Source organism: Citrobacter sp. CtB7.12 (assembly GCF_001297795.1).
Lineage (GTDB): Bacteria > Pseudomonadota > Gammaproteobacteria > Enterobacterales > Enterobacteriaceae > Citrobacter_A > Citrobacter_A amalonaticus.
The window spans coordinates 25530-52235 of the sequence record NZ_LIFT01000024.1 but is presented as its reverse complement, the minus strand read 5'-3'; the positions used below and the strand labels follow the sequence as shown (position 1 = coordinate 52235).

Sequence of the window (26706 nt, the reverse complement as noted above, 5' to 3'; positions counted from 1 at the left end):
GCCGATCCGTATTTACGTTTTGCCGCCCGAAGTACCAGTCGCGCCGCCTCCCTGAATTTCTCATCGGGTGCAATGAATCCGCCCGATTTCATCCGCACCAGCATTACCCCCGTATTTTTCGCCAGTTCTTCGGCCTTCTTGGTGGAAATACCGAACTGCGCCGCCAGCGTAGTTACCGGGGTCATACCGGGGGGGATCTCTCCTCCCTGGCTATCAGTAAGTGATTTGATCTGCGCCTCAAGGTGCAAGACCTTCTCCACCAGCACATCAACGCGACTAGTCAGTTCGTTAAATTTGACGTTGCTGATCATGCCTTGCCTCCTTTGTTACGCTGGGTACGTACATAATCCGCAGAATCACTACTCTGATTAAGCGCTTGGGCCATTCTTGGGAGGTGACGCAATACATGGCTTACAAGAACCAGGTCACGCCGGGCATCTTCATCTGCATAATCTTCTGCATTAGTTGCGTCTAGCGCCAGATTGCCAATCAGGGTGAGCGCACTACTGATGGCAAATGCGCCAGCAGCATATAAGTCGCTGGATTCAGCCAAATCCTGATCAGTGAAGTTTTTAAAATCAGGAGTGCTCTTAACAAGCTGATGGTAGATATCACGCATTTTTACGCGCTCCTTCATCTCTGAAAGCCTGGTCAATCTCGCGGATACGAAACAGCGCCTTATCCAGAAGCTCAAAAGAAAGTTCATTCTCGTCCTGATCTTCGCCGTGCAATTCTGCACTGGCAGTAAGGAGGGCGCTCAGGCGGCGGAATTCATCCTCAAAATCCAGATCTGCAATTTTCCTGATCATGGTTGCACCTCCAGCCCGTTAATCGACAGCTCAAACGCGCCGCAGGGGTACTGGTAAAAAGAGCACTCTGAGCGAATCTTTGCAGCGAAGGTAAGATCCCAGCGCGGATACCATGCGCGGGCTTCTTCTTCCGTGTCAGCGGTAGTACGGATAACTACAGGTGTGCAGGTCTGGCCCTTCGGCGTGCCAAGGAAAAGCCAGGTGAATTTATTCAGGCTGTGAGAATCCCGCCCTTGCGGGTGTGTGATATGATCTTTCATAGCTGCCTCGTTATCTACGTTAACGGTGGTGGTTAGACGCCCTGGTACTGCTCTAACAGTCCGGGGCGTTGTTTTTGTAGACTTATACATGTCAATATCTCGAGACAAACAACCTAAGGGAGGCGGCAAGTCACCAATGCTACCAATCCGCATTCCTGCTGAACTACGCAAACAATTTGATGAGCTAGCACAAGCTGAGAGCACCAGTACCAGTAATTGGCTAAAAGAGTTAGGCAGGGCAGAGTTAAGAAGACGGGGCATTGAGCCAAAAGGTTGAACAAAATCAGTGGGCGCAGAATTGCGCTGGCCACGATACACAACAACCATACGGCATTCAAAACTACGGGGCTTGCCCGTATTTCTCTCGCTCTGTATTTGTGCAACTCCATATGAGGTGTGCAAAAATAAACAGCCCCCATTGGGGGAAGTTAATAGCGCCAATGCCGTAGTTCCTGTAATCACAGGAGCGCTCAGGCTTTGACCACCAGCATTACCCCTGGTATGCTGATTCTGTTCTCTGCTTTCGGTACTACACTGGCGGCCCGGCATGGTCGCCTTTGTTTTTTGTGCCATATCCCGCCCCCTATGCCGTCTGCGTTCTGCGAGTTGACGCCAGAAAGGTATCAAGATCGGACTTTAGATAAATGACCTTGCGGCCAACTTTATGAAATGGAATTTTTACCCGGCCAGTGTGAGCCCAATTAGCCAAGGTCTGAGTGGTTACACCAAGTTCAGCAGCAGCTTCACTGCGAGTATATTTTTCTTTATGGCAGGCATTAGATAAATGCATAAGTATCACCGTGTATTATCAGTTAACAACGGCGCTACTCTATTATTGATAAATGTACTTAGGCAGATAGTAGAACCAGATACACATTGCTATATCTGGTTCACTATGGAGGTATCTAGTTATGGGGGTGTTTATCGGGATTTACTCCCCCTCTGGTATAACGATTTTGAATGCTCTATTTTTAGGTTTCACATCAGGATTTAGTCCTGACTCCTTCAGCCACTTCTCGATAGTTCCGACTACAGGAACATCATTCCATTTAATTCGAAGATGCGTGTATATCTCCTGAGACAGTCCCGCCAAGCTTGCATTTGGATATTTACCCCACGTTCTAGTAGCAATTTCTAAAGCTGCGGACTGGTGTCTATTAGTTTTTCCTTTTTTAGCTTTGCTTCTATCAGCGCTTATAATTTTTTTTGCTTTAGCTTCCTCTCTGACTTCTTTCATCATTGTTTCAATCAGAGTTTCAGAATAAAAACGGCGCATATTTTTAGCCAACAGTTCAAACCCAAGCACTTCAAATATGCATGAAGCTTTAATTAGCTCACTGGATTCTTCCGTTTGTAACAGTACTGGATCACCGGGATAAACAGTTTCATTTTCAAAATTAGAACCAAACTTCATTTCATTAATTTGATTTAGAAGGGATATTTTCTCATTAGAATCCAAATTTTCAAATTTAATACCTAGCATTTCACACATGCTTCTTTCTTGGAATAATGAAGAAACACCAGCTCTTATTCTGTCGACTAAAGCATCAAGATCTTTAAAATCCTCATTTCCAATAGAAAACTCCGCCCTAATTCCCGACATTAACGCCTCCAGTATTGTTAGAGTTCAACAATTCAAATAAAATTTTACGCTTATCCTCATCACTTAAACTTTCCATAATGGACAGTAACTGAGCATCTAATCCGCTTTTTCTCTCCACCAAGCCAGCATATTCAAGAATAGTCCGTTCTATACGGGTTGCAGGATCAAGCAGTTCATCGGCACCAAAATGAAGATAGCCCTGAGTAACATCTGCACTACGCATCGTTCGATGGTTCATCAACCGTTTGAGGATATAACTACCAACGCCCACCAGCTCGGCGACAGTACCGAACGTACGACGGGCATCGTGCCATTTGAACGGAATCGGCTGGAGCATATCGGGATTGGGGTCAGGTATAGTGGCAGCACTGATTCGATCAATAACATGGCGATATTCTTTAATGATTCCTTTAGCTCCTGGAAATACTAAAGCCTCATTTCCGCTTTTCATTTTCAGCCGACGACGAAACAAATTAAGCAGAGTATCAGTGATCGGTAGTTCCAGCGGATCGCCGTTCTTGGTGGTATCTATCCAGAAATAGTGACCGCCAACATTCACCCGATCCCAGGTTAGTTCGAATATTTCAGATTTGCGCAGCCCGGTGAACATCGACATTTCTACAGCGTCACATATTGCAGCCGCTACATCGTCCCGTCCTTCTTCGGCCTTATGACGAACCACATCGACGGCATTTAACCAACGAGCAAAGTCATGGGTGCGGATGCGCTCTGTCTTTCTGACCGTTCCATGCCACTGACGTTTAGTGCTAAGCACCAGTGTTGGCGGGTCAGGTAACAACGTTATCCCTTCTTCATCACGATAATGATCATGTGCGAAACGATAAACGGCACGTAGTGCTCTGGCCCACAGGTCAGCCTGTGCCTTACTACCGGCTCCCACGCCAGCACGAAGCGTTTCTTTATCAGCGCCAAACCAGACAGAACCATCAGTCACCGCTTTATGCCGATGTTCAACACGTTCACGCGAAATGGTAGCGAGGGATTGTTTCATCCAGTCGCCGGAGTAATTTTGCAAGATAGCGCGATATTGCTTTTCGGTTGTGGGTTTCAGGCGGTGGCCACGGTTCTTTATATAGGCATCCAGCGCATCGGCAAGTGTGACGGATGCCTTCTCATTGACACGCTTTTCCACATTAGGATTTCTCCCGGTGGTCGCTACGTCGCCAAGCATTTCGAGTGACTTTGCCCTGGCATTATCAATAGTAAGATCCGGGAAACGGCCCAGCGTGGCGCGGATGAATTTTCCGTTTCTCTTACGTGAGATACAGAAGCTTTTCACACCACTGGTGCCAACACGGATGCGCAGGCCATTAACAATGGTGTCGCCGTACTCAACCTGACCACGCTCGGCCGGTGGCAAGCTTTCGAGCTTAGCTTTCGTAAATTTGAATGTTTCCACAAACACCCCATACCAAGCGATCCGGGTATCCTGCATATCGCTTGTTTTGCTCTAGGATACCTATAGGATACCGCAAAGGAGTATTTTAGAGTATTTATGGTTATTTATACAGTGATTGATAATGCAATAACTAATTGAAAATTATAGATAAGTATTTTTAGGTAAGAAGTTGCATTCTAACTCATAATCGCTTGGTCGTTGGTTCAAACCCAACAGGGGCCACCAGACAAAACAAGGAGTTAGATGAGAAATCGTCTGACTCCTTTTTCGTTTTACAAAAATAGAGTTGGGAAAGGCGAGACCTACGGTATTAAACGCGAAATTTTGAAAATGCTCGCCAACAGCAACTTTAGCAATATCCGAAAGCGATGGTTGGGCCTGAATCGCCGCCCAGAACGACTTTCCGTTGCTGGGGCGACATTAGTGAGAAACAGCCCTGCGCATGGGTATTTTGCCCTATCCTCATCAACAGACGAACGGATGCTGGGTTATTTAACACTTTTCTATATCCAGATATTCAGCAGACATATTAAACGATCTTACCAACCTGATATTTAAAGTAACCAATTCCAATGGTTTTTCTGAAACGCCATGGCTGCCACTCTGGCCATAAAACGTCGGCAATCATCGCGATAGCAATCCATCGGAACCAGGTCGCGAAGGTATTACTTAACCCCTGTGGTTCTTTATAGCCTTTAACCCAACCATCGTATCCCCGTTCACCAACAAGTGTGTCAGGGAAGCCGCCATCCGCATTCTGGATATCGAGAAGTTTGACCAACATATTACGTAGCCAGTATTCAATTTCATCCTGACGATGGGGACAGCGCGAATACCCATGCGCCAGAATATCGATAATATCAACATCAATACAGCTACTGCGTATTGCCACGGGTTGTTCCAGACAACGACTCATCGACTGGTTGAAATGAGGAATTGTCTCGTCAAGCGCATAAAAAATATGCAGGTTATGCGTTGCACCACAAAGTGCGAACAGCAATGCTTCCTGACTGAATTGCTGTCCTGGCCCCCAGAATCCGGAGTAGGGCTCGCTCTGCTGGTTGTGCCAACCGATCATATCCTGCAAGCGCTGGCTTGCAGGCCCCTCCGGGTGACGCTGCTTTTCGAGAAGCAGGAAACTGCCAAGGTTAACGATATTGTTTCCTTCAAGCCACGGATCGCGCATATCGCGCTGGCCTAACCATGCCCGGAAAACCAGGGGATCGAGAAAGGGCGCTAAAAAGGGCAGTTCAAGCCTGTCTAACTGTTCCAGAACCTCCAATGCCCCCATACAATAATTTGTTGCATGGAAACGCATATACTGACGTGTTTCTTCGATATCCGGGCGTTTCCATGTTTCATCCCACTGCATACCCGGTAGAAGGAAATAACCATCATCCTGTTGGTGACTTAAAATCCAGTCAGCCAGTAATTCCTTTTCCTCTATATTATCCCCTAATAATGCGCGGGCCATAGTTCCATCATAGGTTCCTGATAATAACATTTGCGGCCATTTTTCTGGCTGATGATAATCGCTGACACGCAATACGCCAGGCGTCATCCCGGCGACGCTCATGCTATTGAGCCAGTTAATACTGTTCTCTTTGGCCTGCAGAATACGTTCTTGTAAAAGACAGTCTGTTAATTTCATAAAATAACCTGTATTCAGGATTAATCGTTGTTCTGAAGGTTGATAATTATTTAAATTTTGCTGCCGACATTGTCGGTGTTAAAACATGCATAATGACAAAACCTAACAGATAAGCAAAACCACCCATCAGGAATATTGACCAATAACTCCCTGTCGCCTGCAAAATATGCCCGGTAGCTTGTGCAAAGAGTATTGAACCTATTGAGCCAATCAGGCAACCAATACCGACAACAGCGCCAACGGCTTCTTTCGGGAACATATCAGAAACACTGGTATAGAGATTGACTGACCATCCCTGATGGGCGGCAACCGCAATACCAATTAAAATAACGGCGACCCACAAATTAGACGCGGTAGAGACCAGCAAGATTGGCAATACACAAATAGCGCACAGCAGTAGTGTTAATTTACGTGCGTTGTTGACGGCTATTCCATGGTTGATCAACCATGCAGGCAAGTATCCACCGGCGAGTCCGCCAATGGTCGCCAGTATATTGATCAGAACCAATGGTGTCGCCATGTGCGCCATATCAATACCGCGACTGTCGTGTAACCATTTAGGCAACCAGAACAGGAAGAACCAGAAAATCGGGTCGGTCAGGAATTTGCACATCGCAAATGCCCAGGTCTGGCGATACTTTAATAACCCAATCCAGCTCACTTTGCATGCTGCTGGTGAGGGTTCAGACATTTCATCCTGATGGATCCACTCCAGTTCCTCCTTATTCACTTTTTTTGCTTTTTCTGGTTTTCCGTATAAGAACAGCCAGAAAACAATCCATATAAAACCGACTGCGCCGGTCACTACAAAAGCTTCACGCCAGCCCCACTGTAATGCAATCCATGGAATAATAATGGGGGCGAAAATATTCCCGACGTTTGAACCGGAGTTGAAAATACCGGTCGCAAAAGCGCGCTCTCTCCTGGGGAACCATTCAGCAGCAACCTTTACCGCTGACGGAAAGTTAGCGCTTTCGCCAACGCCCAGAAAAATCCTTGCATAAATAAACCCTGTAACAGTACTCACTGCACCATGAGCCATGGCGGCCAGGCTCCATATTGCCAGAGCAACGGGCAATATAAGGCGAGCGCCATACAGATCGACAATTCTGCCGCAGATTAATAAACCCACGGCATAGGCTGCCTGGAAGGCAGTGACAATATTGCCATATTCGATTTCTGTCCAGCCGATATCTTTTTGTAGCATGGGGGCTAACAACCCCAGGATAGAGCGATCAAGGTTATTAATAGTGACCGAGAAAAAAAGCAATGCGCAAATTGTCCATCGGTATCGACTTCTGTTTAATTGAGGCTTTGTTGCTTGTTCGCTAATACTGTGTTGTAGCTGGCTCATCTTATTACCTCTCCATGTCTGTGCTCTACAGAATATGAATCTTTCTCGCCGCTACAGTGTAAGTATCTTTAGACCGGGACAGGCAATACTCAAAAAGGAAACTGAGATCTTAACGTTCATTCGGTTTTTATTTGCAAGCAAAGTCACCTTTTTAGCTGGCTAATGTGATGAGGAACACTTCAGCACGAAAGGGAATGTGAGGTTAATCACGATTAAATTTGATGTTTTTTGAGCTACATCACAATTGCTATTTATTCAATATCTGCACACCTTCGAATGTTTTCTTCTTTGATCTGGCGGTCGTTCAGATCCGCTATTCTCCCCCCAACTTTTCTTCACGAGGAATGGCGATGTTAGAAAAATCTGACCTGGCAGATAATGCGGTCGAATGTCTGCATAACGAACACTACGATCGCGCTTATAATGTGCAAAATCTTAACTATCGCACACTCATCTTTAGCGGTGGGCGTCAACGGGAAAGCCTGGCGGGTGACTGGCACTTCACTCTTGATCTGCATGATACGGGGTTAAGGCAAAAATGGTTCTTGATGCAAAAGCAGGATGCTGAAACGCGTAAGGATCCTTACGATTATGATCCCTATTCTGGTCAGACGGTTCCTGTACCCAGCTGCTGGCAAATGTTGAAGGATAAATGGTTTTATTATGAAGGCAGCGCATGGTATACCCGTGAAATCGAGTATGCGAAGCGGGATCCGGATGAGCGTGTATTTCTACGGATAGGTGCAGCGAATTACGATTGCAAAATATTTCTTAACCATGAGTTTATCGGTAACCACTATGGTGGTTCGACGCCTTTCTGTGCTGAGTTAAGCGCAAACTTAAAAGCCGGAAACAACGTATTAATGATCTGTGTGAATAACACCCGGACAACGGACCGCCTTCCATTACGAAATAATGACTGGTTTAACTATGGGGGTATTTATCGTGAGATAGAGCTTATCCGAACACCGCGAAGCTATATTCACGATCTGTTTATCTATCTTGTTCCGGATGGCAACTATAACAGGATTGCTGCGCGCGTCGCGGTTGACGGGCCTGCGGCTGACGTTACCCTTATGATCCCTGAACTTGGGATTAATCAGATATTGCCTGTCGTTGACGGTCAGGCTGAAGTTATTTTATCCGTAAGTCCAGAGTTATGGTCACCCGAAAATCCTAAACGCTATAAAGTCAGGGCTATGCTTGGGCGCGACAGTGTCGAAGATGATGTCGGATTTCGCCAGATTGAGGTGGTGGGTACCGATATTCGGCTGAATGGAAAATCCATTTATCTGCGCGGTGTGAACTGCCATGAAGATGATTTATTCATGGGGAAAGTCACCAGTGAGGATGATATTCGCCAGCGCTTTCGTGATGCGAAGGCACTGAACTGCAACTATATGCGGCTGGCGCATTATCCTCATCATGAACTGGCGGCACGCATTGCGGATGAAGAAGGAATCATGCTGTGGGAAGAAATTCCCAACTATTGGGCAGTCGATTTTACGAATCTGTCGACACAGCGGGATGCGCATAACCAGCTGATGGAACTTATTCTGCGTGATCGTAACCGTGCCAGCGTCATTATCTGGTCCGTTGGCAATGAGAATGCGGATACGGATGAACGTTTAAGCTTCATGACATCGTTAGTGAATGCGGCACGTGATGCTGATCCCAGTCGTCTTATTTCGGCAGCCTGCCTCGTCAACCACGCAAAAATGAAGATTGAAGACAGGCTGACAGAATACCTCGATATCATCGGGTTAAATGAATACTACGGATGGTATGAAGAGAATTTTGATGACTTAATTGTGCTTGGAAAGAACTCATCACCCACAAAACCCGTGGTCATCACCGAAACCGGCGCGGAAGGCGTTCTCAGCGAAGACGCCCCTAAAACCGGTCCCTTCTCTGAGCAATATATGGCCGATGTTTATCGTAAACAAACCGAATATCTGCCAAAACTCACTTACGTTCGTGGCTTTACCCCATGGCTGCTGTATGACTATCGAACAGAGCGTCGACAAAACCCCTGGCAGCAAGGGTTCAACTGTAAAGGCCTGATTACCGCAGATAAGAAAACACGCAAAGCCGCGTTTTATGTTCTGCGGGATTTTTATGAAAATCTCAATAAAGCCGGGTCGTCATCTGACTAATCATGCTGGAGACTATCCGCCAGGGATAACAACCTGGCGGGATCAAAGAGCATTGCCAGATAATGAGGTTGCTGTTGCTCTTCCTTATCCAGCCATTCGCCGAGACGGTTTGCCAGCTGGCGAAGGCTGTGTATTTGCTTATCGAGTTCAAAGTCAGAAACGCCACGACGATTGCCATAGCGTTCCAGGATGAGTTTCATCGCAACGCCCTTCGCAACGTCAGAAAATAAATCGGTATACCATGGCACTCTATCCCAGACACGTTTGAATAACTCCCTTTTACCGTCAGGAAGAGGGGTCTGCTGTAAAAGAAAATGGAGTTGACTACGTGTATTTTGTGCCAGAAAAAGGGCGCGCTGTTTTTCCAGTAACATCAGTTGATATTGTTCAAGCCCGGTGTCGGGATCGTCTGGTGGAAAAAGTGTTGAAAGAGAAAAATCATCTGAACGCCGGGAATGAAGTTGTAAAAGTTTGACGGCCTGCTGATATGTCTTTGGCACCTGACTGTAATGATGCAAAACATGCCCCAGTATGTAAGGGGTTTTTGTCATCCACTCATGGCTGCTGATATAGAGTTGATGGAATGCATCCAGCTCAGCGTTATCGACTTTGTGCTCAAGCATATCGGTAAGCCAGCAGTGAAATGCCTGCTTTTCTGACATCCCCACTTCACGGCCAAACATTGCCAGACCGTGTAAATTTATCGAGTTGACCGAATTGATAAGAGAACTATTGGATATCCACTCCCAGCTTAAGCGACCAGAGACCGCCTCCAGGCGATCGCCTGACATATTTTCAACCCAACTGAGGCGCCCCTTGATCTCCTCCAGTAAATAACAGGGTAGCAGCGTCCAGCCATATTCCAGACCCCATAAATCAAATTCAATCCATTTGATTTTGTCTTCCAGTTGCATCAGAAGTGGATTCGTGGCAAATCCGGGACGATAGCCGTCAGGAACCGCTTTCAGCGAAACACGTACATCTCCGGGAAGCACCTGCAATGCATTAAGAAGCTGCCATGATGCAGACTCATCATCCATATAGTCTCGCAACACTAGTTTTTTCCCAAGACTACGTAGTATTTGATAAAGATAAGGAAGTGTCGATGACCAATTGGCCCGATAAGGAAGATGTTTAGGAAGAGTGACAATAACACCATCTATAGCAGGCAGCTGACTTAAAGATTCAGCGATTTTTAATTGATAGAATTTTTTCCAGAAAGCTTCATCTGCATGGGTATTTTCAATTAATGCATATTCCGGAAATTTTTCCTGAAGTTTTCCCCCAGATGGAAATGCCTCGCCCTGTAACCAGATTCGTATGCCATTTCCGTTACAGATACGGCATAACCTTTGGAGGTATAGCAGTTTCTCCTGCTGTTCACATATCAAATTTTCTTTTCCATTTTGACAATAGTCAGATGGAGAAGTCAATAACGCGAATAAATCTTGCTGATGAATAACAAGACCATTAAAACCGTCTCGTTTCATCATATTAATTACATTTTGCAAATACGGCCAGTGCCATATTAAAGATGAGTTTACTTCCAGTAGACGCAGAGGGGTAAATGCATACATACATAAATCTCATCAATGTTATTAATACAAAAGTGTATCGTTTAAAATAATTTATTATAATAGAGTATAAAGATAACACCAATAAGAAAAATAGTAAAAAACAGGTCCAAAAAGCTTATAAAATTAATCGTTTTATGTTGTTAGTTTTATTTCTGTCATAATAACGTTAACGACAAATGCCGCAAGAGAAACTACTTACCGAAACTATCAATGTGAAACACTATTCTGCCACCAACGGTAACCGAAAGGGATGCTCTTCCCTGGCTGGCAAGAGCATCAAGGCAGGTTGTTGGCTTCACGCGCGCTCAACTTCGACCAGTTCCTGAAGCTGCTCACGCATGTACAATGAAAAATATTCAGGGTCTCTGATCAAAACCCGTTCACCGGCTTCAAACTTCTCAGCCCACTTAACCAGTTTTTGCGTAAATCCAGGGTTCCACCCCTCCCGCTCACCACGCGCAACGATATCCGACGCACTTGCCGGGCAGCCCAGCTCTTTCAAATATTTCAAAATTCCTTTCGCCGTGCTTTCATCCATAGGTTCTGGAGATGAGGCCGAGGTATTCATACCGTTGATGAAATCTAATGCTTTATCAATGACTGCAGGCATACTTTTATCCTTAAAATTTACCATGTAAAACACAAGACTACTCTATGACCTTAAACCGATTTCAGCCTCAAAGAAATCATTAAATTTCATTGTCCCGACGGCGCTCACTTTACTTGTTGTGCCAGTACGCCGCCACACGGACTAACTGCTGATCAAACGGTTCCTGCTCAAAGCGTTGGCTAAGATTTTTCACCACCTTCCCTTCCCCGGTAATCCAGATGAAATAATCTTCTGTCGGCACGTCAATCTGCGCCAGTCGTGCGGCAACCGCCTGCTCATCGTGTCCCAGCCATTCAATGGAAAAATCGCCCAGATGCGCGAGGTAATCCTGATATGCCGGATCGGCGACGCTCACCAGCGCGCTCACCGTCGGTTTTACCGGTAAGCGACTCAGTGCCTCAAGACGACGCCGCAACGCTGGCATACCAGACTCATCACAAACATAGAGTTGGTAAGCGTAGTCTTCCGGCACTACCAGCGAACCACGTGGTCCGCCGATGGTTAGCGTATCGCCTTCGCGCGCTTTCATAGCCCAACGGCTCGCCACACCGCCGTCGTGAATAAAGAAATCCAGCGCCAGCTCATGACGGGCTTCATCGTACAACGGTGTGTAATCGCGAGAAGCCGGACGCACGCCTTCGCCCCAGACAATCCCTTCCTCCGTTACGGTTGGCGGAACAAACCGGCTGCCGGGTTGCGGAAAAAACACCTTGCTATGGTCGTCAAAGCCGCGCGAGTTAAAGCCGTCCAGCGCATCGCCACCGAGGACAATACGCTGAAAACCCGCCCCGATGCGTTCTACGCGCAAAACGGTAAGTTCGCGAAAGCGCAGTTCATTGCGCACGCGCTGAGGGTAACGTGAAGTTTTATCCATCATTTTTGACCTTCGTGTGATAATCAGATATATCTAAATACAGTTTTCAAATGATAATGATTGTTAATAGCCAGAATTGCAAGTCATTTTTTGATAGCATCTGCAGTGTTACTGCCTTTACATATTTATCATTTAAATTCATAGTTTTAGTAAAATTCTCAACACTTCTCTTGTCAAAACCTTCATTTTAGATATAAATTAGATATATCTAAACATAAGGAGATTATTATGCGACATCATCATGAAGGTTGCTGTAAAGGCGAAGGGCATCATCACGGCGGTTGCGAACATCGTCACGGTAGAGGTGGCGGTGGTGGACGGCGTCAGCGCTTTTTTGGCCATGGGGAGCTGCGTCTGGTGATTCTGGATATTCTCTCCCGCGAAGCCAGCCACGGTTATGAGCTAATCAAAGCTATCGAGAATCTGACGCAAGGCAACTATACGCCGAGTCCTGGCGTGATCTACCCAACGCTGGATTTCCTCCAGGATCAGGCCTTTATTGCGGTTAGCGAAGAGGATGGCGGGCGTAAAAAAATCACTCTCACTGACACCGGCGCACAATGGCTGGAAGAGAATCGTGAACATCTCGGCCACATTCAGGAACGCGTCAACGCACGCAATGTCGGCTTTGAACTGCGTAAGAATCCGCAGATGAAACGAGCGCTGGAAAACTTCAAGGCAGTGCTGGATCTGAGAGTGAATCAGGGTGACATCAGCGACGCACAGTTAAAAAAGATCATTGGCGTGATCGACCGTGCGGCGCTGGAAATCACTCAGCTTGATTAAGCAGGCAAGGCGTCGCCGTCACGAACACGGAACACTTTCACCATCTCTTTTAAGTGTAACGCCTGCTCATTCAGTGACGCCGCTGCCGCAACGGACTCCTCGACCAGACAGGAGTTCTGCTGGGTGGTGGCGTCAATCAGGCCAATCGCGCTGTTGATCTGCGAAATCCCCTCGGTTTGCTCACGACTGGCCTGGCCGATCTCCCGCAGGATCACATCCATCTCCTCGACGTTGTTGACCATGCCGTTTATCAGGCCGTTAGCCTTCTCGACCAGTTGCATCCCTTCCTGGGTCTGACCGGTGGAATCCTCAATCAGATGGCGGATCTCGCTGGCAGAAGATGCGCTCTTTTGCGCCAACTGGCGTACTTCCCCTGCCACCACGGCAAACCCACGGCCATGCTCACCGGCTCGCGCGGCTTCAACAGCCGCATTAAGCGCCAGAATATTGGTCTGGAATGCAATGGAGTCAATCAGGTTGATGATGTCCGACATGCGGTTAGATGTTTCATTAATCACCCGCATTTTTTGCGTCACCTGATTCATCATCTCGCCATTGTTCTTCACAACGGTCGCCGCCCCCGCAGAGAGCTTCGTCGCTTCTCCGGTATGTTCGGCCGTGTTTTTTACCGTGGCGGTGATCTGCTCCATTGACGCGGCGGTCTGCTCAACGGAGCTCGCCTGTTCTTCGGTACGTGCAGCCAAATCCTGGTTCCCGGCGACGATCTGCGCTGCCGCGCTGGAGATATTCTCCGACCCGTCCTGGACTTCCTGGACGATCTCCAGCAGGCGAGTTTTCATTACCATCAGCGCATGCAGCAGTTCGCCGGTCTCATCTTTCTGCGTGGTGAGGATATTGCGGGTCAGGTCGCCCTCGGCAATCGCTTCGGCAAACTGCACCGCTTCATTCAGTGGCCGGGTGATGGAACGCACGATATACCAACCCATCATACAACCCGCGGCAATACCGATAAGCGCCAGCGCGATAAGCAACGCCCGGTTCGCGGTAAAGTCGCTTTCCACCTGCGCGCCAGCACGCAACATCTGCGCATCTTCAATGGCGATCAGCGCCTGAACTTTCTCTTTATAGGCCTGCTGTACATTGACCGTCGTGGTCATCATCTCCTGCATTGCCGCCTGTCGGTTATGGTTTTGCAGTTCCTGCAAAATGCGGAATCGGGAGGCGAGATATTGCTCGCGCACATCACGGATCCCGGAGATGACCTTTTTCGATTCGGCATTTAGCGGCGCAGCGTCCAGTTCATCCAGCAACACCGTAATCTGCTGGCTAATGTTGTCGAGCTTTTTCTGGGACGTCTGGGTCCACCGCCCCTCTTCGTCCATCAGCATCAACTGCTGCGTGCTGACAAAATCCTGAAAATGATCGATGAGCTTGTTGGCTTTTACCGTGATGGGATAGTCATTGGTAATGATGTTTTGCATACCGCTGTTGGCGCGGTCCAGGCTAAATAATGAAAGGCCTGAACTCACCATCATCAGTACAATAAACAATCCAAACGCGATAAATAATTTTGAGCGGATCTTCATGTTACGCAAAAACATATATTCTCCCTGGAGATAGTTTTTCTTCAGACAGATTCCTTTATCGGTAACAAACTCACTAACTTTATGATATTGATCGCTTTTTATTATCAATAACTGCCGGTAAATAGTTTTTGACGATGAATAAAGGCAGACCGATCGTTATATAAACGATTTTTTATGATGTCCAAATAGCCCAAAGACAGAAATGAAAAGATGCGAATAAAATAAAAAAACCACCCGTAGGTGGTAATATTTAATATGTTATTAACATTATTATTACAATGACGCTTACCATTACCGGTAAGCGTTGATGCGGATAAAAGAAAGGATTAGTGCAACACCGTCACGGCATCCGCCAGACGGCTGGCACGGTGTTTAACCATGGCGGACACCTGCGCGCTCTCTTCAACCAACTCGGCGTTCTTCTGCGTGATGTCGTTAAGTTCGCCTACCGCACGCGTCAGACTGGTCAATCCGTCGGACTGTTCAAGCGTTGAATGGCTGATCTGCGCAATCAACTGAGTGACGTTTTGTACCTGAGAGACAATATCATCCATCGTACGTCCCGCGGCGTGGACCTGCTGAGAACCCGACTGCACTTTATCCGCACTGGCATCGATTAGCTTACGAATATCATTCGCCGCGCTGGCGCTGCGGCTGGCCAGATGGCGCACTTCACCCGCCACGACGGCAAACCCTTTGCCTTGCTCACCCGCCCTGGCCGCTTCAACTGCGGCGTTCAACGCCAGAATATTGGTCTGGAAAGCGATGTCGTTAATCAGCGTGGTGATGGTGCCAATGCGCTGCGTGCTGTTGGCGATGTCATCCATGGTTTTAATCACGGTGTCCATTGCTTCACCGCCCTGTGCCGCCGCGCTACTGGCGGCAATCGACAGCTTATCGGCGGCGGATGCGGTTTCGGAGTTTTGTTTTACCGACGCAGCCATTTGATTCATGGTGGTCACCGTCTGCTGGACGTTATCGACCGTCTGACGCGTATGCTTATTCAGATCGTCGTTGCCTTTCGCTAAGGCTTCGCTGCCGTTTCTGACGCTCGACACCTGGCTTGAAACGTCGTTAATTAGCCAGCGACACATCAGACCAAGTTGCCCGACAGCGCGTAGCGTCAACCCCAGTTCATCACTGCGATTCAGATGCGCCACGCTGTTTCGCTCACCGGTCGCTACCTTCAGCGCCTGCTTCGCGACGTTCTCAATCGGACGAACAATCTGCCACTCAAACGCCGCTGTACCCAGTAGCATCACCAGCACACACATCAGTTGTGCAAGCCATGGCGCACCAGACAGGTGTAGCACCGCCGCCAATACCACGTAGATCAGCGCCATCACGCTGCGGACCCGCCAACGCACCGGCATTGCCGGTAGTTTCCCGAGCCATCCTTTACGCACAACCAGTCCTTTGTGGATCCGGCGTCGACAACGACCTTCATTGAGCGCCTTGTAAAGCGGCTCAACCGTGGCGATCTCCGCATCCGTCGCGCGGGTGCGAATTGACATGTACCCCGTCACGTTCCCCTCGCGCACCATCGGTACCGCGTTCGCCCGGACCCAATAGTGATCGCCATTTTTACGGCGATTCTTGACGATGCCGCTCCAGGGCTCACCCTGCTGCAGGGTGTACCACATGTCAGCAAAGGCTGCTTTCGGCATGTCCGGGTGACGCACCAGGTTGTGCGGTTGCGCCAGCAATTCATTGAGTGAGTAACCGCTAATATTGACGAACGTATCGTTGGCGTGCGTGATGTAGCTGTAGAGATCGGTTGTCGACATGAGGGTCGTATCGTCATCCAGCGGTGTATTTTGCTGGGTAACGTAGAGCTGAGAAGACATAGTCGCGTCCTGTGCAAGTTATCTGGTTGTTAACTTCTTGTCAGATGTTATTTCGGCGCTAACAGATTTATCTTTAGATGTTAAATTTGATTTAGATCGCAATTTGCGATTAAACCTCATATTTTGTACGAATTCTAATTGATTGATTTAAAATACTTTCACGTTGAAACTATAAAATCACACTGTGGGTCGCGCACTGTTATCGCGCAAATTTTGCACTATTTCTGCGCAATCGCCCCTTCTGACGCCGATCTCACACGGTCTTCATTTTGCACAAAAACCCAGCAAGTGTTAACAAATGAGATTAAATGTTGCGCAATAACAGTTCTCCCTGGTGTTTATCCCGATTTTCATCAGCGCCGCCGGGATGGCGCAATCCCTGCAATACTTAAATCGGTATCATGTGATACGCGATCTCCGGGAGCATATTTTGAACAGGTTACCTTCCAGCGCATCGGCTTTGGCCTGTAGTGCGCACGCACTGAATCTCATTGAGAAGCGAACGCTTGATCATGAGGAGATGAAAGCACTTAACCGAGAGGTGATTGATTACTTCAAAGAACATGTCAATCCGGGATTTTTAGAGTATCGCAAATCTGTTACCGCCGGCGGGGATTACGGAGCCGTAGAGTGGCAAGCGGGAAGTCTGAACACGCTTGTCGACACCCAGGGACAGGAGTTTGTCGACTGCCTGGGAGGTTTTGGAATTTTCAACGTGGGGCACCGTAATCCAGTTGTGGTTTCCGCCGTACAGAATCAACTCGCGAAACAACCTCTGCATAGTCAGGAACTGCTTGACCCACTGCGGGCCATGCTGGCAAAAACCCTTGCTGCCCTGGCGCCCGGAAAACTCAAATACAGCTTCTTTAGCAACAGTGGTACCGAATCGGTCGAAGCGGCGCTGAAACTGGCGAAGGCGTATCAGTCACCACGCGGCAAATTTACCTTTATCGCCACCAGCGGCGCGTTTCACGGTAAGTCGTTGGGCGCGCTGTCCGCCACCGCCAAATCGACGTTCCGCAAGCCGTTTATGCCGCTGCTGCCGGGCTTCCGTCATGTGCCGTTCGGCAATATTGAGGCCATGCGTACCGCGCTCAGCGAGTGCAAAAAAACCGGAGATGATGTGGCTGCGGTGATTCTGGAGCCTATCCAGGGTGAAGGTGGCGTGATCCTGCCACCGCAGGGTTATCTCGCCGCCGTACGTAAACTCTGCGACGAATTTGGCGCGCTGATGATCCTTGATGAAGTCCAGACCGGCATGGGGCGTACCGGCAAGATGTTTGCCTGCGAGCATGAGAACGTGCAGCCCGACATTCTCTGCCTGGCAAAAGCGCTGGGCGGCGGCGTGATGCCGATTGGCGCGACGATCGCCACCGAAGAGGTCTTCTCGGTACTGTTTGATAACCCCTTCCTGCACACCACCACCTTCGGTGGCAATCCGCTGGCCTGTGCGGCCGCGCTGGCCACCATCAATGTGCTGCTGGAGCAGAACTTACCGGCACAAGCGGAACAGAAAGGCGATATCCTGCTGGACGGTTTTCGCCAACTGGCGCGAGAGTTCCCTGACCTGGTGCAGGACGCCCGCGGGAAAGGGATGCTGATGGCAATCGAGTTTGTCGACAATGAAACCGGCTACAATTTCGCCAGCGAGATGTTCCGCCAGCGGGTCCTGGTTGCCGGAACGCTCAACAACTCGAAAACGATCCGCATTGAACCGCCGTTAACGCTGACCATTGAGCAGTGTGAGCAAGTGCTGAAAGCCACGCGTAAAGCGCTGGCGGCGCTGCGGGTGAGCATAGAAGAGGTGTAAACAGCTTGCCGGGTGATGAAACACCATTCTGGCCTGTGAACAAATGCCCCCTGCCCGGGGGCATTTTTTGAATCCCATCACAATCATCGCATTCCCCTTTTCCCTTTTCCCTGCCGACGACTAAATTAGACACTCATCCGACCACATAACAATAATTTTACATACTGGACAATCTTATGCGCTATCCGTCGCTGTTCGCCCCGCTTGATCTTGGTTTTACTCGGCTTAAAAACCGCGTGCTGATGGGTTCAATGCACACGGGACTTGAAGAGTATCCTGATGGCGCGGAACGCCTGGCCGCTTTCTATGCCGAGCGAGCCCGGCACGGCGTCGCACTGATTGTCACGGGTGGCATCGCCCCCGCGTCGTCTGGCGTCACGATGGAAGGCGGCGCGACGCTCAATGACGCCCGTGAGGTGCCGCATCACCGCATCATCACCGACGCGGTTCATCGTGAAGGCGGGAAAATAGCGCTACAGATCCTGCATACCGGGCGCTACAGCTATCAACCACAACTGGTAGCCCCTTCCGCAATTCAGGCCCCCATCAACCGGTTTACCCCGCACGCACTGAGCCACGAAGAAATTCTGCAACTGATAGAAGACTTCGCGCACTGTGCCCAACTGGCACGGGAGGCGGGTTACGACGGCGTGGAGGTCATGGGCTCGGAAGGGTACCTGATTAACGAGTTTCTCGCCCTGCGCACCAATCAGCGCGACGATGAATGGGGCGGTGATTATACCAATCGTATGCGCTTTGCCATTGAAGTGGTACGTGCGGTGCGTCAGCGGGTGGGGAACGACTTTATTATTATCTACCGCCTGTCGATGCTTGATCTGGTGGAAAAAGGCGGCACTTTTGCAGAAACAGTGCAACTGGCGCAGGCCATTGAAGCCGCAGGCGCAACGCTCATCAACACCGGAATTGGCTGGCATGAAGCGCGCATTCCCACTATCGCCACGCCGGTACCGCGCGGCGCCTTCAGTTGGGTAACGCGTAAGCTGAAAGGGCACGTTTCGCTGCCACTGGTCACCACTAACCGGATTAACGATCCGCAGGTTGCCGATGAAATTCTGGCGCGTGGTGATGCCGATATGGTGTCGATGGCGCGCCCGTTTCTCGCGGATGCCGAACTGCTGTCGAAAGCGCAATCGGGGCGTGCCGATGAAATTAACACCTGCATCGGCTGTAATCAGGCGTGCCTGGATCAGATCTTCGTCGGCAAAATCACGTCGTGCCTGGTGAATCCCCGCGCCTGCCATGAAACCAAAATGCCTGTTGTTCCGGCTTCCACAATAAAAAATCTGGCTGTCGTCGGCGCGGGCCCGGCGGGTCTTGCCTTTGCTATCAATGCGGCGGCACGCGGTCATCATGTCACCCTCTTTGATGCGCTGGGCGAGATCGGCGGGCAGTTTAATATTGCCAAACAGATCCCCGGTAAAGAGGAGTTTTATGAAACGCTCCGCTATTACCGTCGGATGATTGACGTCACCGGCGTCACCCTGAAACTCAATCATTATGTTGCAGCAGACGATCTGCAGGCATTCGATGAGGTGATCCTCGCCAGCGGGATCGAGCCGCGCAGGCCGCCGATCGACGGCATCGATCATCCGAAGGTTTTAACCTACCTCGATGTCCTGCGTGACAAAACCCCGGTGGGGAATCGGGTGGCGATCGTTGGCTGCGGCGGGATCGGCTTTGATACCGCAATGTACCTGAGTCAGCCCGGCGAACCCACCAGCCAGAACATTGCCGATTTCTGTGTGGAATGGGGTATCGACACCAGCCTGCAACAGGCCGGCGGATTACGTCCGGAAGGCCCGCATCTGGCTCGCAGCCCGCGTCAGATTGTGATGCTCCAGCGCAAGGCCAGCAAACCCGGCGAGGGACTGGGAAAAACCACCGGTTGGATCCATCGCACCACGTTGCTTTCACGCGGTGTGAAGATGATCCCGGCAGTCAGCTATCAGAAGATCGACGACACCGGTCTGCACGTGTTGATCGGTGGTGAAGCGCAGACGCTGGAAGTCGATAACGTCATTATTTGTGCGGGTCAAGAGCCGCGACGTGAGCTGGCAGAACCGCTGCATGCGGCGGGAAAGACGGTGCACTTAATCGGCGGCTGTGATGTAGCGATGGAACTGGATGCCCGCCGGGCCATTGCCCAGGGCACCCGTCTGGCGCTGGGAATTTAATTCATTGCCCGGTCACATTGTGCGTGCCGGGCATGGGCAGTTCGCTTAGCGACGGCGGCCGACTTTCACCGCTTTGAGCACCACAAACTTATTGTTGGTCGCAACGGTGGCGCAGTTGCCGAAGATCTTCTTCAGCTTGTGGAAATAGTCGAGGTGACGGTTGGCGACGATATACAGCTCGCCGTTGATCTTCAGGCAGCGACGGGCGTGGTGGAACATTTCCCAGGCAATGTTATCCGTCAGCGCATGCTTCTGATGGAACGGCGGGTTGCACAGTACGGCGTTAAAGCGAAAAGGCTCAACCCCGGACAGCGCGTTGTTAATCATAAACTCACAGCGATCGATGGCTTCAGGCAGGTTAGTTTCCACATTCAGACGGCTGGACGCCACCGCCATTGGGGATTCATCGACAAACACCACGCTCGCCTGCGGATTTTTTTCCAGCAGCGTCAGACCAATTACCCCGTTGCCACAGCCGAGATCGACAATCTCCCCTTCCAGATTCTCTGGCAGGTGCTGCATAAAGAAACGGGCGCCAATATCCAGCCCGGTGCGGGAGAAGACGTTGGCATGGTTATGGATGGTCCAGTCGGTGCCTTCCAGTTTCCAGCTCAGCGTTTCCGGCGCATCAGCCAGAGCCGGCTCGCTGAAGGTGCAATTGATGAGACGCGCCTTTTTCCACGCCAGCGTGGTAGTCGTTGGACCGAGCACTTTCTCAAACAGCTCCAGCGTGGAGTTATGGATATCCCGCGCCTTCGCGCCAGCAATGATACGGGTTTGCGGGGTCACCACTTTTCGCAGCGCGCGCAGCTGTTGCTCAAGCAGTGCCAGCGTTTTCGGCACTTTGATCAGCACCACGTCCGGCGCCTGCGGGTACTCTGCCGTGCTGTCGAGAAACTTGACGCTGGACTCCGCGAGGTCGTTATGGCGCAGGTTTTCACGCGTTGCCAGTTCGCTTAAATACGAATCACCAATGCTGTACGGCGACTGCTCCGCCAGCGCACAGCTCAGCGCACCGAAGGTATCATTCAGGATCAGCACCGGGCCGCGAATCTCCGTATCGTCCACCTGTTGCAGCAGATAATCATCGGCCGCTTCCCACGCCAACAGTGGGTTAACGTCGTCCGTTTCCGGGAAACGTTTTAGTGTCAGTGAACGGAAACCGTTGTCTGTGTGGCTCATCGGCCCTCCTGAATGGTAAAATTTCGGCGTATCCCGTAAAAGGGTGCGTGAGTATACACTTTTTATGATTTGCATGGGTGACGATGAGCCAATTAACTTACCTCCAGGGCTACCCGGAGCACCTGCTTTCTCAGGTGCGCACGCTGATTGCCGAGCAACGGCTGGGCGCGGTGCTGGAAAAGCGCTATCCGGGAACGCATGATTTCGCGACGGATAAAGCGCTCTGGCAATACACCCAGGATCTGAAAAATCAATTTCTGCGTAACGCCCCGCCGATCAACAAAGTGATGTATGACAATAAGATCCACGTGCTGAAGAATGCGCTCGGCCTGCACACAGCGGTCTCTCGCGTACAAGGCGGCAAGCTGAAAGCGAAAGCCGAGATCCGCGTCGCCACCGTGTTTCGCAATGCGCCGGAACCCTTTTTGCGAATGATCGTCGTCCACGAACTGGCGCATCTGAAGGAAAAGGAGCACAACAAGGCGTTTTATCAGCTTTGCTGTCACATGGAACCGCACTATCACCAGTTGGAATTTGATACCCGCCTCTGGTTGACGCAGTTGTCGTTAAAGGAAACTGCGCAGTAGCGCACTGGCTTTGTCATAAAGGCGTGCTAAATTGACGACAGAATCCCTTTATGGAGCCTGAAGGCATTTATGATACGTTTCGCAGTGATTGGCACAAACTGGATCACCCGCCAGTTTGTGGATGCCGCCCATGAGACCGGCAAATATAAGTTAACCGCAGTCTATTCCCGCAGCCTCGAACAGGCGCAAACCTTCGCCAATGATTACCTCGTCGAGCATCTGTTTACCTCGCTGGATGCGATGGCGCAAAGCGAGGCGATTGACGCAGTGTACATTGCCAGCCCGAACTCGCTGCACTTTCCCCAGACCCAACTGTTTCTGAGCCATAAAAAGCATGTGATCTGCGAGAAGCCACTGGCGTCGAATCTGGCCGAAGTCGAAGCCGCCATCGCCTGTGCGCGGGAAAATCAAGTGGTGCTTTACGAAGCGTTTAAAACCGCCAGTCTGCCTAACTTCCTGCTGTTACAACAATCGCTGCCGAAAGTCGGTAAAATGCGCAAAGCGTTCCTCAATTACTGTCAGTACTCGTCGCGCTATCAGCGCTATCTTGACGGCGAAAACCCGAACACCTTTAACCCGGCCTTCTCCAATGGCTCGATCATGGACATTGGCTTCTACTGCCTGGCTTCCGCTGTGGCGCTATGGGGCGAACCGCACAGCGTACAGGCCTCTGCCAGTCTGCTGGAGAGCGGTGTCGATGCCCACGGCGTGGTGGTGATGGACTACGGTGATTTCAGCGTCACCCTCCAGCATTCCAAAGTGAGTGATTCCGTTGTCGACAGTGAAATTCAGGGCGAAGCCGGATCGCTGGTGATCGAAAAAATCTCCGAATGCCAGAAGGTTTGTTTTGTTCCGCGCGGCGGGAAAACCCAGGATCTTACCCAACCGCAGCACATCAATACTATGCTGTATGAGGCACAGGCGTTTGCAGCACTGGTGGACGCCAATGAAGTGAATCACCCTGGATTGTCCAACAGTCGCATCACGGCAAAATTGTTAACCGAGATTCGTCGCCAGACCGGCGTCATCTTCCCGGCAGACAATGCCAGCCGCGCAGCGACTGCGTAAAACATTGTAAAACAGATGTTACAGGCCATTGACGGAATGCGTGGCCTGTCATATTTTGTTACCTGCAAAGGGGAGTAACTTCATTGTCGGTCGATCGTCATTACGATGTGTGAAAAACCACATCCGGTCACCGGGCAACGACAAAGGAATGCGCTAACGCATTCTTTTTTTGTTGTAAGTGAGACCTTGCCGGAAGGCGAGGTCTATGCATAAAAAGCAGCGGCTGACGTCTTCCGACGTTGGCCGTTTTTTTTATGTGTAAGGAATGATGATGAATACTGTCGGCACACCGTTGTTATGGGGCGGATTCGCTGTTGTTGTGGTGATCATGCTGGCTATCGACCTCTTTTTGCAGGGGCGTCGTGGCGTACATACGATGACCATGAAGCAAGCGGCTGCCTGGTCCCTGGTCTGGGTCACGCTCTCGCTACTGTTTAACGCTGCATTCTGGTGGTACCTGGTACAAACCGAAGGCCGCGCCGTCGCCGATCCGCAGGCGCTGGCGTTCCTCACGGGTTATCTGATCGAAAAATCCCTCGCCGTCGATAACGTCTTTGTCTGGCTGATGTTGTTCAGCTACTTCTCGGTGCCGCCTGCCCTGCAACGTCGGGTACTGGTCTACGGCGTGCTGGGTGCCATCGTGCTACGTACGATAATGATTTTTGCTGGTACCTGGCTGATTACGCAGTTCGAATGGATGCTGTACGTGTTTGGCGCTTTCCTGCTGTTTACCGGGGTAAAAATGGCGCTGGCGAAAGAAGATGACGCCGGCATTGGCGATAAGCCTCTGGTGCGCTGGCTGCGCGGACATCTGCGCATGACGGATACTATCGAGAACGAACATTTCTTCGTGCGTAAAAAGGGTCTGCTGTATGCCACGCCGCTACTGCTGGTGCTGATCCTGGTGGAACTGAGCGACGTTATTTTTGCGGTCGACAGTATTCCGGCTATTTTTGCTGTTACGACTGACCCGTTCATCGTTCTGACCTCGAACCTGTTCGCGATCCTGGGCCTGCGTGCCATGTACTTCCTGCTGTCGGGAGTTGCAGAGCGGTTCTCTATGCTGAAATACGGTCTGGCGGTGATCCTGGTGTTTATCGGTATAAAGATGCTGATCGTCGACTTCTACCATATCCCGATTGCGATTTCGCTCGGCGTGGTATTTGGCATCCTGGTCGTGACGTTACTGATCAACGCCTGGGTCAACTACCAGCATGATAAGAAACAACAGGCGTAATTCTGTCGTGCCGGGCGACGCTAGCGCGTCCCCGGCCAATAGATAATCTGGCCTCTGCTTTTTGTAGAACATGTCACAATATTGTTAACACCAAGTTACAAAACATGACCGCAGCATGAAATCCAGCATATTTCGCTTCCCGAAGCGTTATCTTTCCTTATACTCAACCAGGCAAACACTTTGTTACATCCGGAAAGCGGCGTCCATAGAACGCGCGAAGGATGAGCAACAACACACTGTAAGGATCAAGAAATGACTACGCAACGTTCATCGGGGCTGCTACAGCGTTTGGCTCAAGGAAGCCTGGTTAAACAAATTTTGGTAGGTCTCGTACTGGGGATCATACTGGCATGGATTTCAAAACCGGCAGCCATTGCCGTTGGCTTGCTCGGCACATTGTTCGTCGGTGCGTTAAAAGCCGTCGCCCCGATTCTGGTTCTGATGCTGGTGATGGCGTCGATCGCCAACCATCAGCACGGGCAAAAAACCAGCATTCGCCCGATTCTGTTTCTCTATCTGTTGGGGACGTTTTCTGCGGCGCTCGCCGCGGTAGTCTTCAGCTTCGCCTTCCCTTCAACGTTGCATCTGGTCACCAGTTCGCATGATATCGTGCCACCGTCAGGCATTGTAGAAGTACTGCGTGGCCTGCTGATGAGCATGGTCTCTAACCCTATTGATGCGCTGCTGAATGCCAACTATATCGGCATCCTGGTGTGGGCGGTCGGCCTTGGTTTTGCCCTGCGTCATGGCAACGACACCACCAAAAATCTGGTCAATGATATGTCGAACGCCGTGACCTTTATGGTGAAACTGGTGATCCGCTTTGCCCCGATTGGTATTTTTGGTCTTGTCGCATCGACCCTCGCCACCACCGGCTTCTCCACGCTGTGGGGCTACGCGCAACTGCTGGTTGTGCTGGTCGGCTGTATGGCTCTGGTCGCGCTGGTGATCAACCCACTGCTGGTATTCTGGAAAATTCGTCGCAATCCGTATCCGCTGGTTTTTGCCTGCCTGCGTGAAAGCGGCGTTTATGCTTTCTTCACCCGCAGTTCAGCAGCGAATATTCCGGTGAATATGGCGCTGTGTGAAAAACTGAATCTGGATCGCGATACCTATTCCGTTTCTATTCCGCTGGGCGCCACCATCAATATGGCGGGCGCGGCGATCACCATTACGGTGTTAACGCTGGCAGCGGTGCATACGCTGGGCGTTCCGGTGGATCTGCCCACCGCGCTGCTGTTGAGCGTGGTCGCCTCGCTGTGCGCCTGCGGCGCATCCGGTGTTGCAGGTGGCTCGCTGCTGCTGATCCCGCTGGCCTGTAATATGTTTGGTATCCCGAACGATATCGCCATGCAGGTGGTTGCTGTCGGCTTTATCATCGGCGTGCTGCAGGATTCCTGTGAGACGGCGCTGAACTCCTCCACTGACGTCCTGTTTACCGCGGCAGCCTGCCAGGCTGAAGACGAACGTCTGGCGAATAACGCGCTGCGTAGCTAAGCCTTAAACCCTTCCGTCATCTGGCGGAAGGGGTCTCTTCCTGTACGCTTTTCTCAATTTTGAATGGATCGATTCCCCGGCGTTTCATACGCCAGAAACGAATAATGTTCAGCCCGTTCATCACCAGAAAACTGCCTTCAATCAGCGTTCCGCCGATCGATCCCAGCCAGAAGTTGTGTACCACCCAACAGGCAGTCGCACACCACATCACGCAGCGCACCGTTAATCCTTTACAGCGGAACAGCGCCCAGGTACTGGCGAGCGTGCCGATGATGGGCAGAATTTCCATCGCATGCTGTAGTTTCGCCAGCCCTAGCACCAGGGTGAGGATAATGAACAGCGCCATCACCCACAGTTTGCGGGTGCGCATCGACACCAGAGTACGCACGGTATTGAGTTCCGCGCTCATCCCGGCGGGCCAGGCGCCCATCAGAAAGAAGTGTACGCCTATCGTGGCGCTATAGACGGCAAGCTGGAGTCGGAAGCGGCGCTCATCGCGGTTGAAAAACGTCGTAATGCCAATCAGAAACGCGAGCACACCGACGCCCTGAGCCAGCCAATACGCGGTCATAAACGACATCAACTCCATTACTGCGCTTATCAGGCCTGCCAGCGTAGGCCTGATAAGGCGTTTTG

The 26706-nt window shown here is 50.5% G+C and carries 25 protein-coding genes; 9 read left to right on the top strand and 16 right to left on the bottom strand.

The window, feature by feature from the left end:
• The 7 genes from AOY24_RS21015 to AOY24_RS20990 form a co-directional block, all read right to left on the bottom strand.
• Window positions 1-311, bottom strand: a 311-nt coding sequence (locus AOY24_RS21015) for a hypothetical protein (RefSeq protein WP_054177290.1), incomplete at its 3' end; no start/stop codon positions are given.
• Window positions 308-619: a hypothetical protein gene (locus tag AOY24_RS21010; RefSeq protein WP_054177289.1), complete on the bottom strand. Its 312-nt coding sequence runs from the start codon at window positions 617-619 to the stop codon at window positions 308-310. The genes AOY24_RS21015 and AOY24_RS21010, both read right to left, overlap by 4 nt.
• The gene (locus tag AOY24_RS21005; protein ID WP_054177288.1) at window positions 612-809 is read right to left on the bottom strand and encodes a hypothetical protein; all 198 of its coding nucleotides are present in this window, start codon (window positions 807-809) and stop codon (window positions 612-614) included. Before AOY24_RS21005 ends, AOY24_RS21010 begins: the two co-directional genes overlap by 8 nt.
• Window positions 806-1069, bottom strand: a complete 264-nt coding sequence (locus AOY24_RS21000) for a host cell division inhibitor Icd-like protein (RefSeq protein ID WP_054177287.1) — start codon at window positions 1067-1069, stop codon at window positions 806-808. Before AOY24_RS21000 ends, AOY24_RS21005 begins: the two co-directional genes overlap by 4 nt.
• 583 nt (window positions 1070-1652) lie before the next feature.
• A complete protein-coding gene (locus tag AOY24_RS24275; protein WP_072185426.1) occupies window positions 1653-1859 on the bottom strand; it encodes a helix-turn-helix domain-containing protein in 207 nt (68 codons plus the stop codon).
• A gap of 141 nt (window positions 1860-2000) precedes the next feature.
• Window positions 2001-2672, bottom strand: a complete 672-nt coding sequence (locus AOY24_RS20995) for a hypothetical protein (protein WP_054177286.1) — start codon at window positions 2670-2672, stop codon at window positions 2001-2003.
• Window positions 2659-4092 (bottom strand): integrase family protein, encoded by a 1434-nt coding sequence (locus AOY24_RS20990; RefSeq protein ID WP_054177292.1) that lies wholly within the window; start codon window positions 4090-4092, stop codon window positions 2659-2661. Before AOY24_RS20990 ends, AOY24_RS20995 begins: the two co-directional genes overlap by 14 nt.
• Before the next feature lie 243 nt (window positions 4093-4335).
• Between AOY24_RS20990 and AOY24_RS25085 the strand changes: the two genes are divergently transcribed.
• Window positions 4336-4650 (top strand): hypothetical protein, encoded by a 315-nt coding sequence (locus tag AOY24_RS25085; protein WP_125339409.1) that lies wholly within the window; start codon window positions 4336-4338, stop codon window positions 4648-4650.
• Here the strand turns inward: AOY24_RS25085 and AOY24_RS20985 are convergent.
• Window positions 4622-5743 carry a hypothetical protein gene (locus AOY24_RS20985; protein WP_054177285.1) on the bottom strand — a complete coding sequence of 374 codons (1122 nt, stop codon included), beginning with the start codon at window positions 5741-5743 and terminating at the stop codon, window positions 4622-4624. The two genes, AOY24_RS25085 and AOY24_RS20985, sit on opposite strands and share 29 nt — an antisense overlap.
• A 46-nt stretch (window positions 5744-5789) precedes the next feature.
• Complete coding sequence (locus AOY24_RS20980; protein WP_054177284.1) at window positions 5790-7097, bottom strand: MFS transporter; 1308 nt, start codon at window positions 7095-7097, stop codon at window positions 5790-5792.
• 350 nt (window positions 7098-7447) lie between these two features.
• Here AOY24_RS20980 and AOY24_RS20975 point away from each other — a divergent pair, with 350 nt between their 5' ends.
• Window positions 7448-9253, top strand: coding sequence for a glycoside hydrolase family 2 protein (locus AOY24_RS20975; protein ID WP_054177283.1), 1806 nt, complete (start codon window positions 7448-7450; stop codon window positions 9251-9253).
• On the opposite strand, the gene AOY24_RS20970 is transcribed toward AOY24_RS20975, so the two are convergent.
• The 3 genes from AOY24_RS20970 to AOY24_RS20960 form a co-directional block, all read right to left on the bottom strand.
• Window positions 9250-10830 carry a hypothetical protein gene (locus AOY24_RS20970; protein WP_152967217.1) on the bottom strand — a complete coding sequence of 527 codons (1581 nt, stop codon included), beginning with the start codon at window positions 10828-10830 and terminating at the stop codon, window positions 9250-9252. The two genes, AOY24_RS20975 and AOY24_RS20970, sit on opposite strands and share 4 nt — an antisense overlap.
• Before the next feature lie 295 nt (window positions 10831-11125).
• Complete coding sequence (locus AOY24_RS20965) at window positions 11126-11464, bottom strand: DUF1889 family protein (protein ID WP_071888470.1); 339 nt, start codon at window positions 11462-11464, stop codon at window positions 11126-11128.
• A gap of 85 nt (window positions 11465-11549) precedes the next feature.
• A complete protein-coding gene (locus AOY24_RS20960; protein ID WP_152967218.1) occupies window positions 11550-12314 on the bottom strand; it encodes a siderophore-interacting protein in 765 nt (254 codons plus the stop codon).
• 228 nt (window positions 12315-12542) lie between these two features.
• Here AOY24_RS20960 and AOY24_RS20955 point away from each other — a divergent pair, with 228 nt between their 5' ends.
• On the top strand, window positions 12543-13100 hold the full coding sequence (locus AOY24_RS20955) for a PadR family transcriptional regulator (protein WP_042998211.1): 558 nt from the start codon (window positions 12543-12545) through the stop codon (window positions 13098-13100).
• On the opposite strand, the gene AOY24_RS20950 is transcribed toward AOY24_RS20955, so the two are convergent.
• Together AOY24_RS20950 and AOY24_RS20945 are read right to left on the bottom strand one after the other, a co-directional pair.
• Window positions 13097-14662 carry a methyl-accepting chemotaxis protein gene (locus tag AOY24_RS20950; RefSeq protein WP_054177280.1) on the bottom strand — a complete coding sequence of 522 codons (1566 nt, stop codon included), beginning with the start codon at window positions 14660-14662 and terminating at the stop codon, window positions 13097-13099. The two genes, AOY24_RS20955 and AOY24_RS20950, sit on opposite strands and share 4 nt — an antisense overlap.
• A 311-nt stretch (window positions 14663-14973) precedes the next feature.
• The gene (locus tag AOY24_RS20945; protein ID WP_042998213.1) at window positions 14974-16494 is read right to left on the bottom strand and encodes a PAS domain-containing methyl-accepting chemotaxis protein; all 1521 of its coding nucleotides are present in this window, start codon (window positions 16492-16494) and stop codon (window positions 14974-14976) included.
• Window positions 16495-16924: 430 nt separating this feature from the next.
• Between AOY24_RS20945 and ygjG the strand changes: the two genes are divergently transcribed.
• Both ygjG and AOY24_RS20935 read left to right on the top strand, forming a co-directional pair.
• Window positions 16925-18304: a putrescine aminotransferase gene (ygjG, locus tag AOY24_RS20940; protein ID WP_200906168.1), complete on the top strand. Its 1380-nt coding sequence runs from the start codon at window positions 16925-16927 to the stop codon at window positions 18302-18304.
• A gap of 176 nt (window positions 18305-18480) precedes the next feature.
• Window positions 18481-20499, top strand: a complete 2019-nt coding sequence (locus AOY24_RS20935) for an FAD-dependent oxidoreductase (protein ID WP_042998215.1) — start codon at window positions 18481-18483, stop codon at window positions 20497-20499.
• 45 nt (window positions 20500-20544) lie between these two features.
• Here the strand turns inward: AOY24_RS20935 and rlmG are convergent, their stop codons facing one another.
• Complete coding sequence (rlmG, locus tag AOY24_RS20930) at window positions 20545-21681, bottom strand: 23S rRNA (guanine(1835)-N(2))-methyltransferase RlmG (protein WP_044255811.1); 1137 nt, start codon at window positions 21679-21681, stop codon at window positions 20545-20547.
• 83 nt (window positions 21682-21764) lie between these two features.
• On the opposite strand from rlmG, the gene AOY24_RS20925 reads away from it, so the two are divergent.
• From AOY24_RS20925 to sstT, 4 genes are all read left to right on the top strand, one after another.
• Window positions 21765-22268 (top strand): M48 family metallopeptidase, encoded by a 504-nt coding sequence (locus tag AOY24_RS20925; RefSeq protein WP_044255814.1) that lies wholly within the window; start codon window positions 21765-21767, stop codon window positions 22266-22268.
• Window positions 22269-22337: 69 nt separating this feature from the next.
• Complete coding sequence (locus AOY24_RS20920) at window positions 22338-23336, top strand: Gfo/Idh/MocA family protein (RefSeq protein WP_044265555.1); 999 nt, start codon at window positions 22338-22340, stop codon at window positions 23334-23336.
• Between the two features lie 271 nt (window positions 23337-23607).
• Window positions 23608-24573 (top strand): TerC family protein, encoded by a 966-nt coding sequence (locus AOY24_RS20915; RefSeq protein ID WP_042998219.1) that lies wholly within the window; start codon window positions 23608-23610, stop codon window positions 24571-24573.
• A 252-nt stretch (window positions 24574-24825) separates the two neighbouring features.
• Entirely contained in the window at window positions 24826-26070 is a 1245-nt protein-coding gene (sstT, locus tag AOY24_RS20910; RefSeq protein ID WP_042998220.1) for a serine/threonine transporter SstT, read from the top strand.
• 16 nt (window positions 26071-26086) lie between these two features.
• On the opposite strand, the gene AOY24_RS20905 is transcribed toward sstT, so the two are convergent.
• Window positions 26087-26641, bottom strand: a complete 555-nt coding sequence (locus AOY24_RS20905) for a YgjV family protein (protein WP_046487516.1) — start codon at window positions 26639-26641, stop codon at window positions 26087-26089.
• Between the last annotated feature and the right edge of the window lie 65 nt (window positions 26642-26706).

Excerpts from the sequence above, each read along its gene's own strand:
- AOY24_RS21010 (WP_054177289.1), bottom strand. The coding sequence starts at position 619 with ATGCGTGATATCTACCATCAGCTTGTTAAGAGCACTCCTGATTTTAAA.
- AOY24_RS21005 (WP_054177288.1), bottom strand. The coding sequence starts at position 809 with ATGATCAGGAAAATTGCAGATCTGGATTTTGAGGATGAATTCCGCCGC.
- AOY24_RS21000 (WP_054177287.1), bottom strand. The coding sequence starts at position 1,069 with ATGAAAGATCATATCACACACCCGCAAGGGCGGGATTCTCACAGCCTG.
- AOY24_RS24275 (WP_072185426.1), bottom strand. The coding sequence starts at position 1,859 with ATGCATTTATCTAATGCCTGCCATAAAGAAAAATATACTCGCAGTGAA.
- AOY24_RS20995 (WP_054177286.1), bottom strand. The coding sequence starts at position 2,672 with ATGTCGGGAATTAGGGCGGAGTTTTCTATTGGAAATGAGGATTTTAAA.
- AOY24_RS25085 (WP_125339409.1), top strand. The coding sequence starts at position 4,336 with ATGAGAAATCGTCTGACTCCTTTTTCGTTTTACAAAAATAGAGTTGGG.
- AOY24_RS20985 (WP_054177285.1), bottom strand. The coding sequence starts at position 5,743 with ATGAAATTAACAGACTGTCTTTTACAAGAACGTATTCTGCAGGCCAAA.
- AOY24_RS20980 (WP_054177284.1), bottom strand. The coding sequence starts at position 7,097 with ATGAGCCAGCTACAACACAGTATTAGCGAACAAGCAACAAAGCCTCAA.
- AOY24_RS20975 (WP_054177283.1), top strand. The coding sequence starts at position 7,448 with ATGTTAGAAAAATCTGACCTGGCAGATAATGCGGTCGAATGTCTGCAT.
- AOY24_RS20970 (WP_152967217.1), bottom strand. The coding sequence starts at position 10,830 with ATGTATGCATTTACCCCTCTGCGTCTACTGGAAGTAAACTCATCTTTA.
- AOY24_RS20965 (WP_071888470.1), bottom strand. The coding sequence starts at position 11,464 with ATGGTAAATTTTAAGGATAAAAGTATGCCTGCAGTCATTGATAAAGCA.
- AOY24_RS20960 (WP_152967218.1), bottom strand. The coding sequence starts at position 12,314 with ATGGATAAAACTTCACGTTACCCTCAGCGCGTGCGCAATGAACTGCGC.
- AOY24_RS20955 (WP_042998211.1), top strand. The coding sequence starts at position 12,543 with ATGCGACATCATCATGAAGGTTGCTGTAAAGGCGAAGGGCATCATCAC.
- AOY24_RS20950 (WP_054177280.1), bottom strand. The coding sequence starts at position 14,662 with ATGTTTTTGCGTAACATGAAGATCCGCTCAAAATTATTTATCGCGTTT.
- AOY24_RS20945 (WP_042998213.1), bottom strand. The coding sequence starts at position 16,494 with ATGTCTTCTCAGCTCTACGTTACCCAGCAAAATACACCGCTGGATGAC.
- AOY24_RS20935 (WP_042998215.1), top strand. The coding sequence starts at position 18,481 with ATGCGCTATCCGTCGCTGTTCGCCCCGCTTGATCTTGGTTTTACTCGG.
- rlmG (WP_044255811.1), bottom strand. The coding sequence starts at position 21,681 with ATGAGCCACACAGACAACGGTTTCCGTTCACTGACACTAAAACGTTTC.
- AOY24_RS20925 (WP_044255814.1), top strand. The coding sequence starts at position 21,765 with ATGAGCCAATTAACTTACCTCCAGGGCTACCCGGAGCACCTGCTTTCT.
- AOY24_RS20920 (WP_044265555.1), top strand. The coding sequence starts at position 22,338 with ATGATACGTTTCGCAGTGATTGGCACAAACTGGATCACCCGCCAGTTT.
- AOY24_RS20915 (WP_042998219.1), top strand. The coding sequence starts at position 23,608 with ATGAATACTGTCGGCACACCGTTGTTATGGGGCGGATTCGCTGTTGTT.
- sstT (WP_042998220.1), top strand. The coding sequence starts at position 24,826 with ATGACTACGCAACGTTCATCGGGGCTGCTACAGCGTTTGGCTCAAGGA.
- AOY24_RS20905 (WP_046487516.1), bottom strand. The coding sequence starts at position 26,641 with ATGACCGCGTATTGGCTGGCTCAGGGCGTCGGTGTGCTCGCGTTTCTG.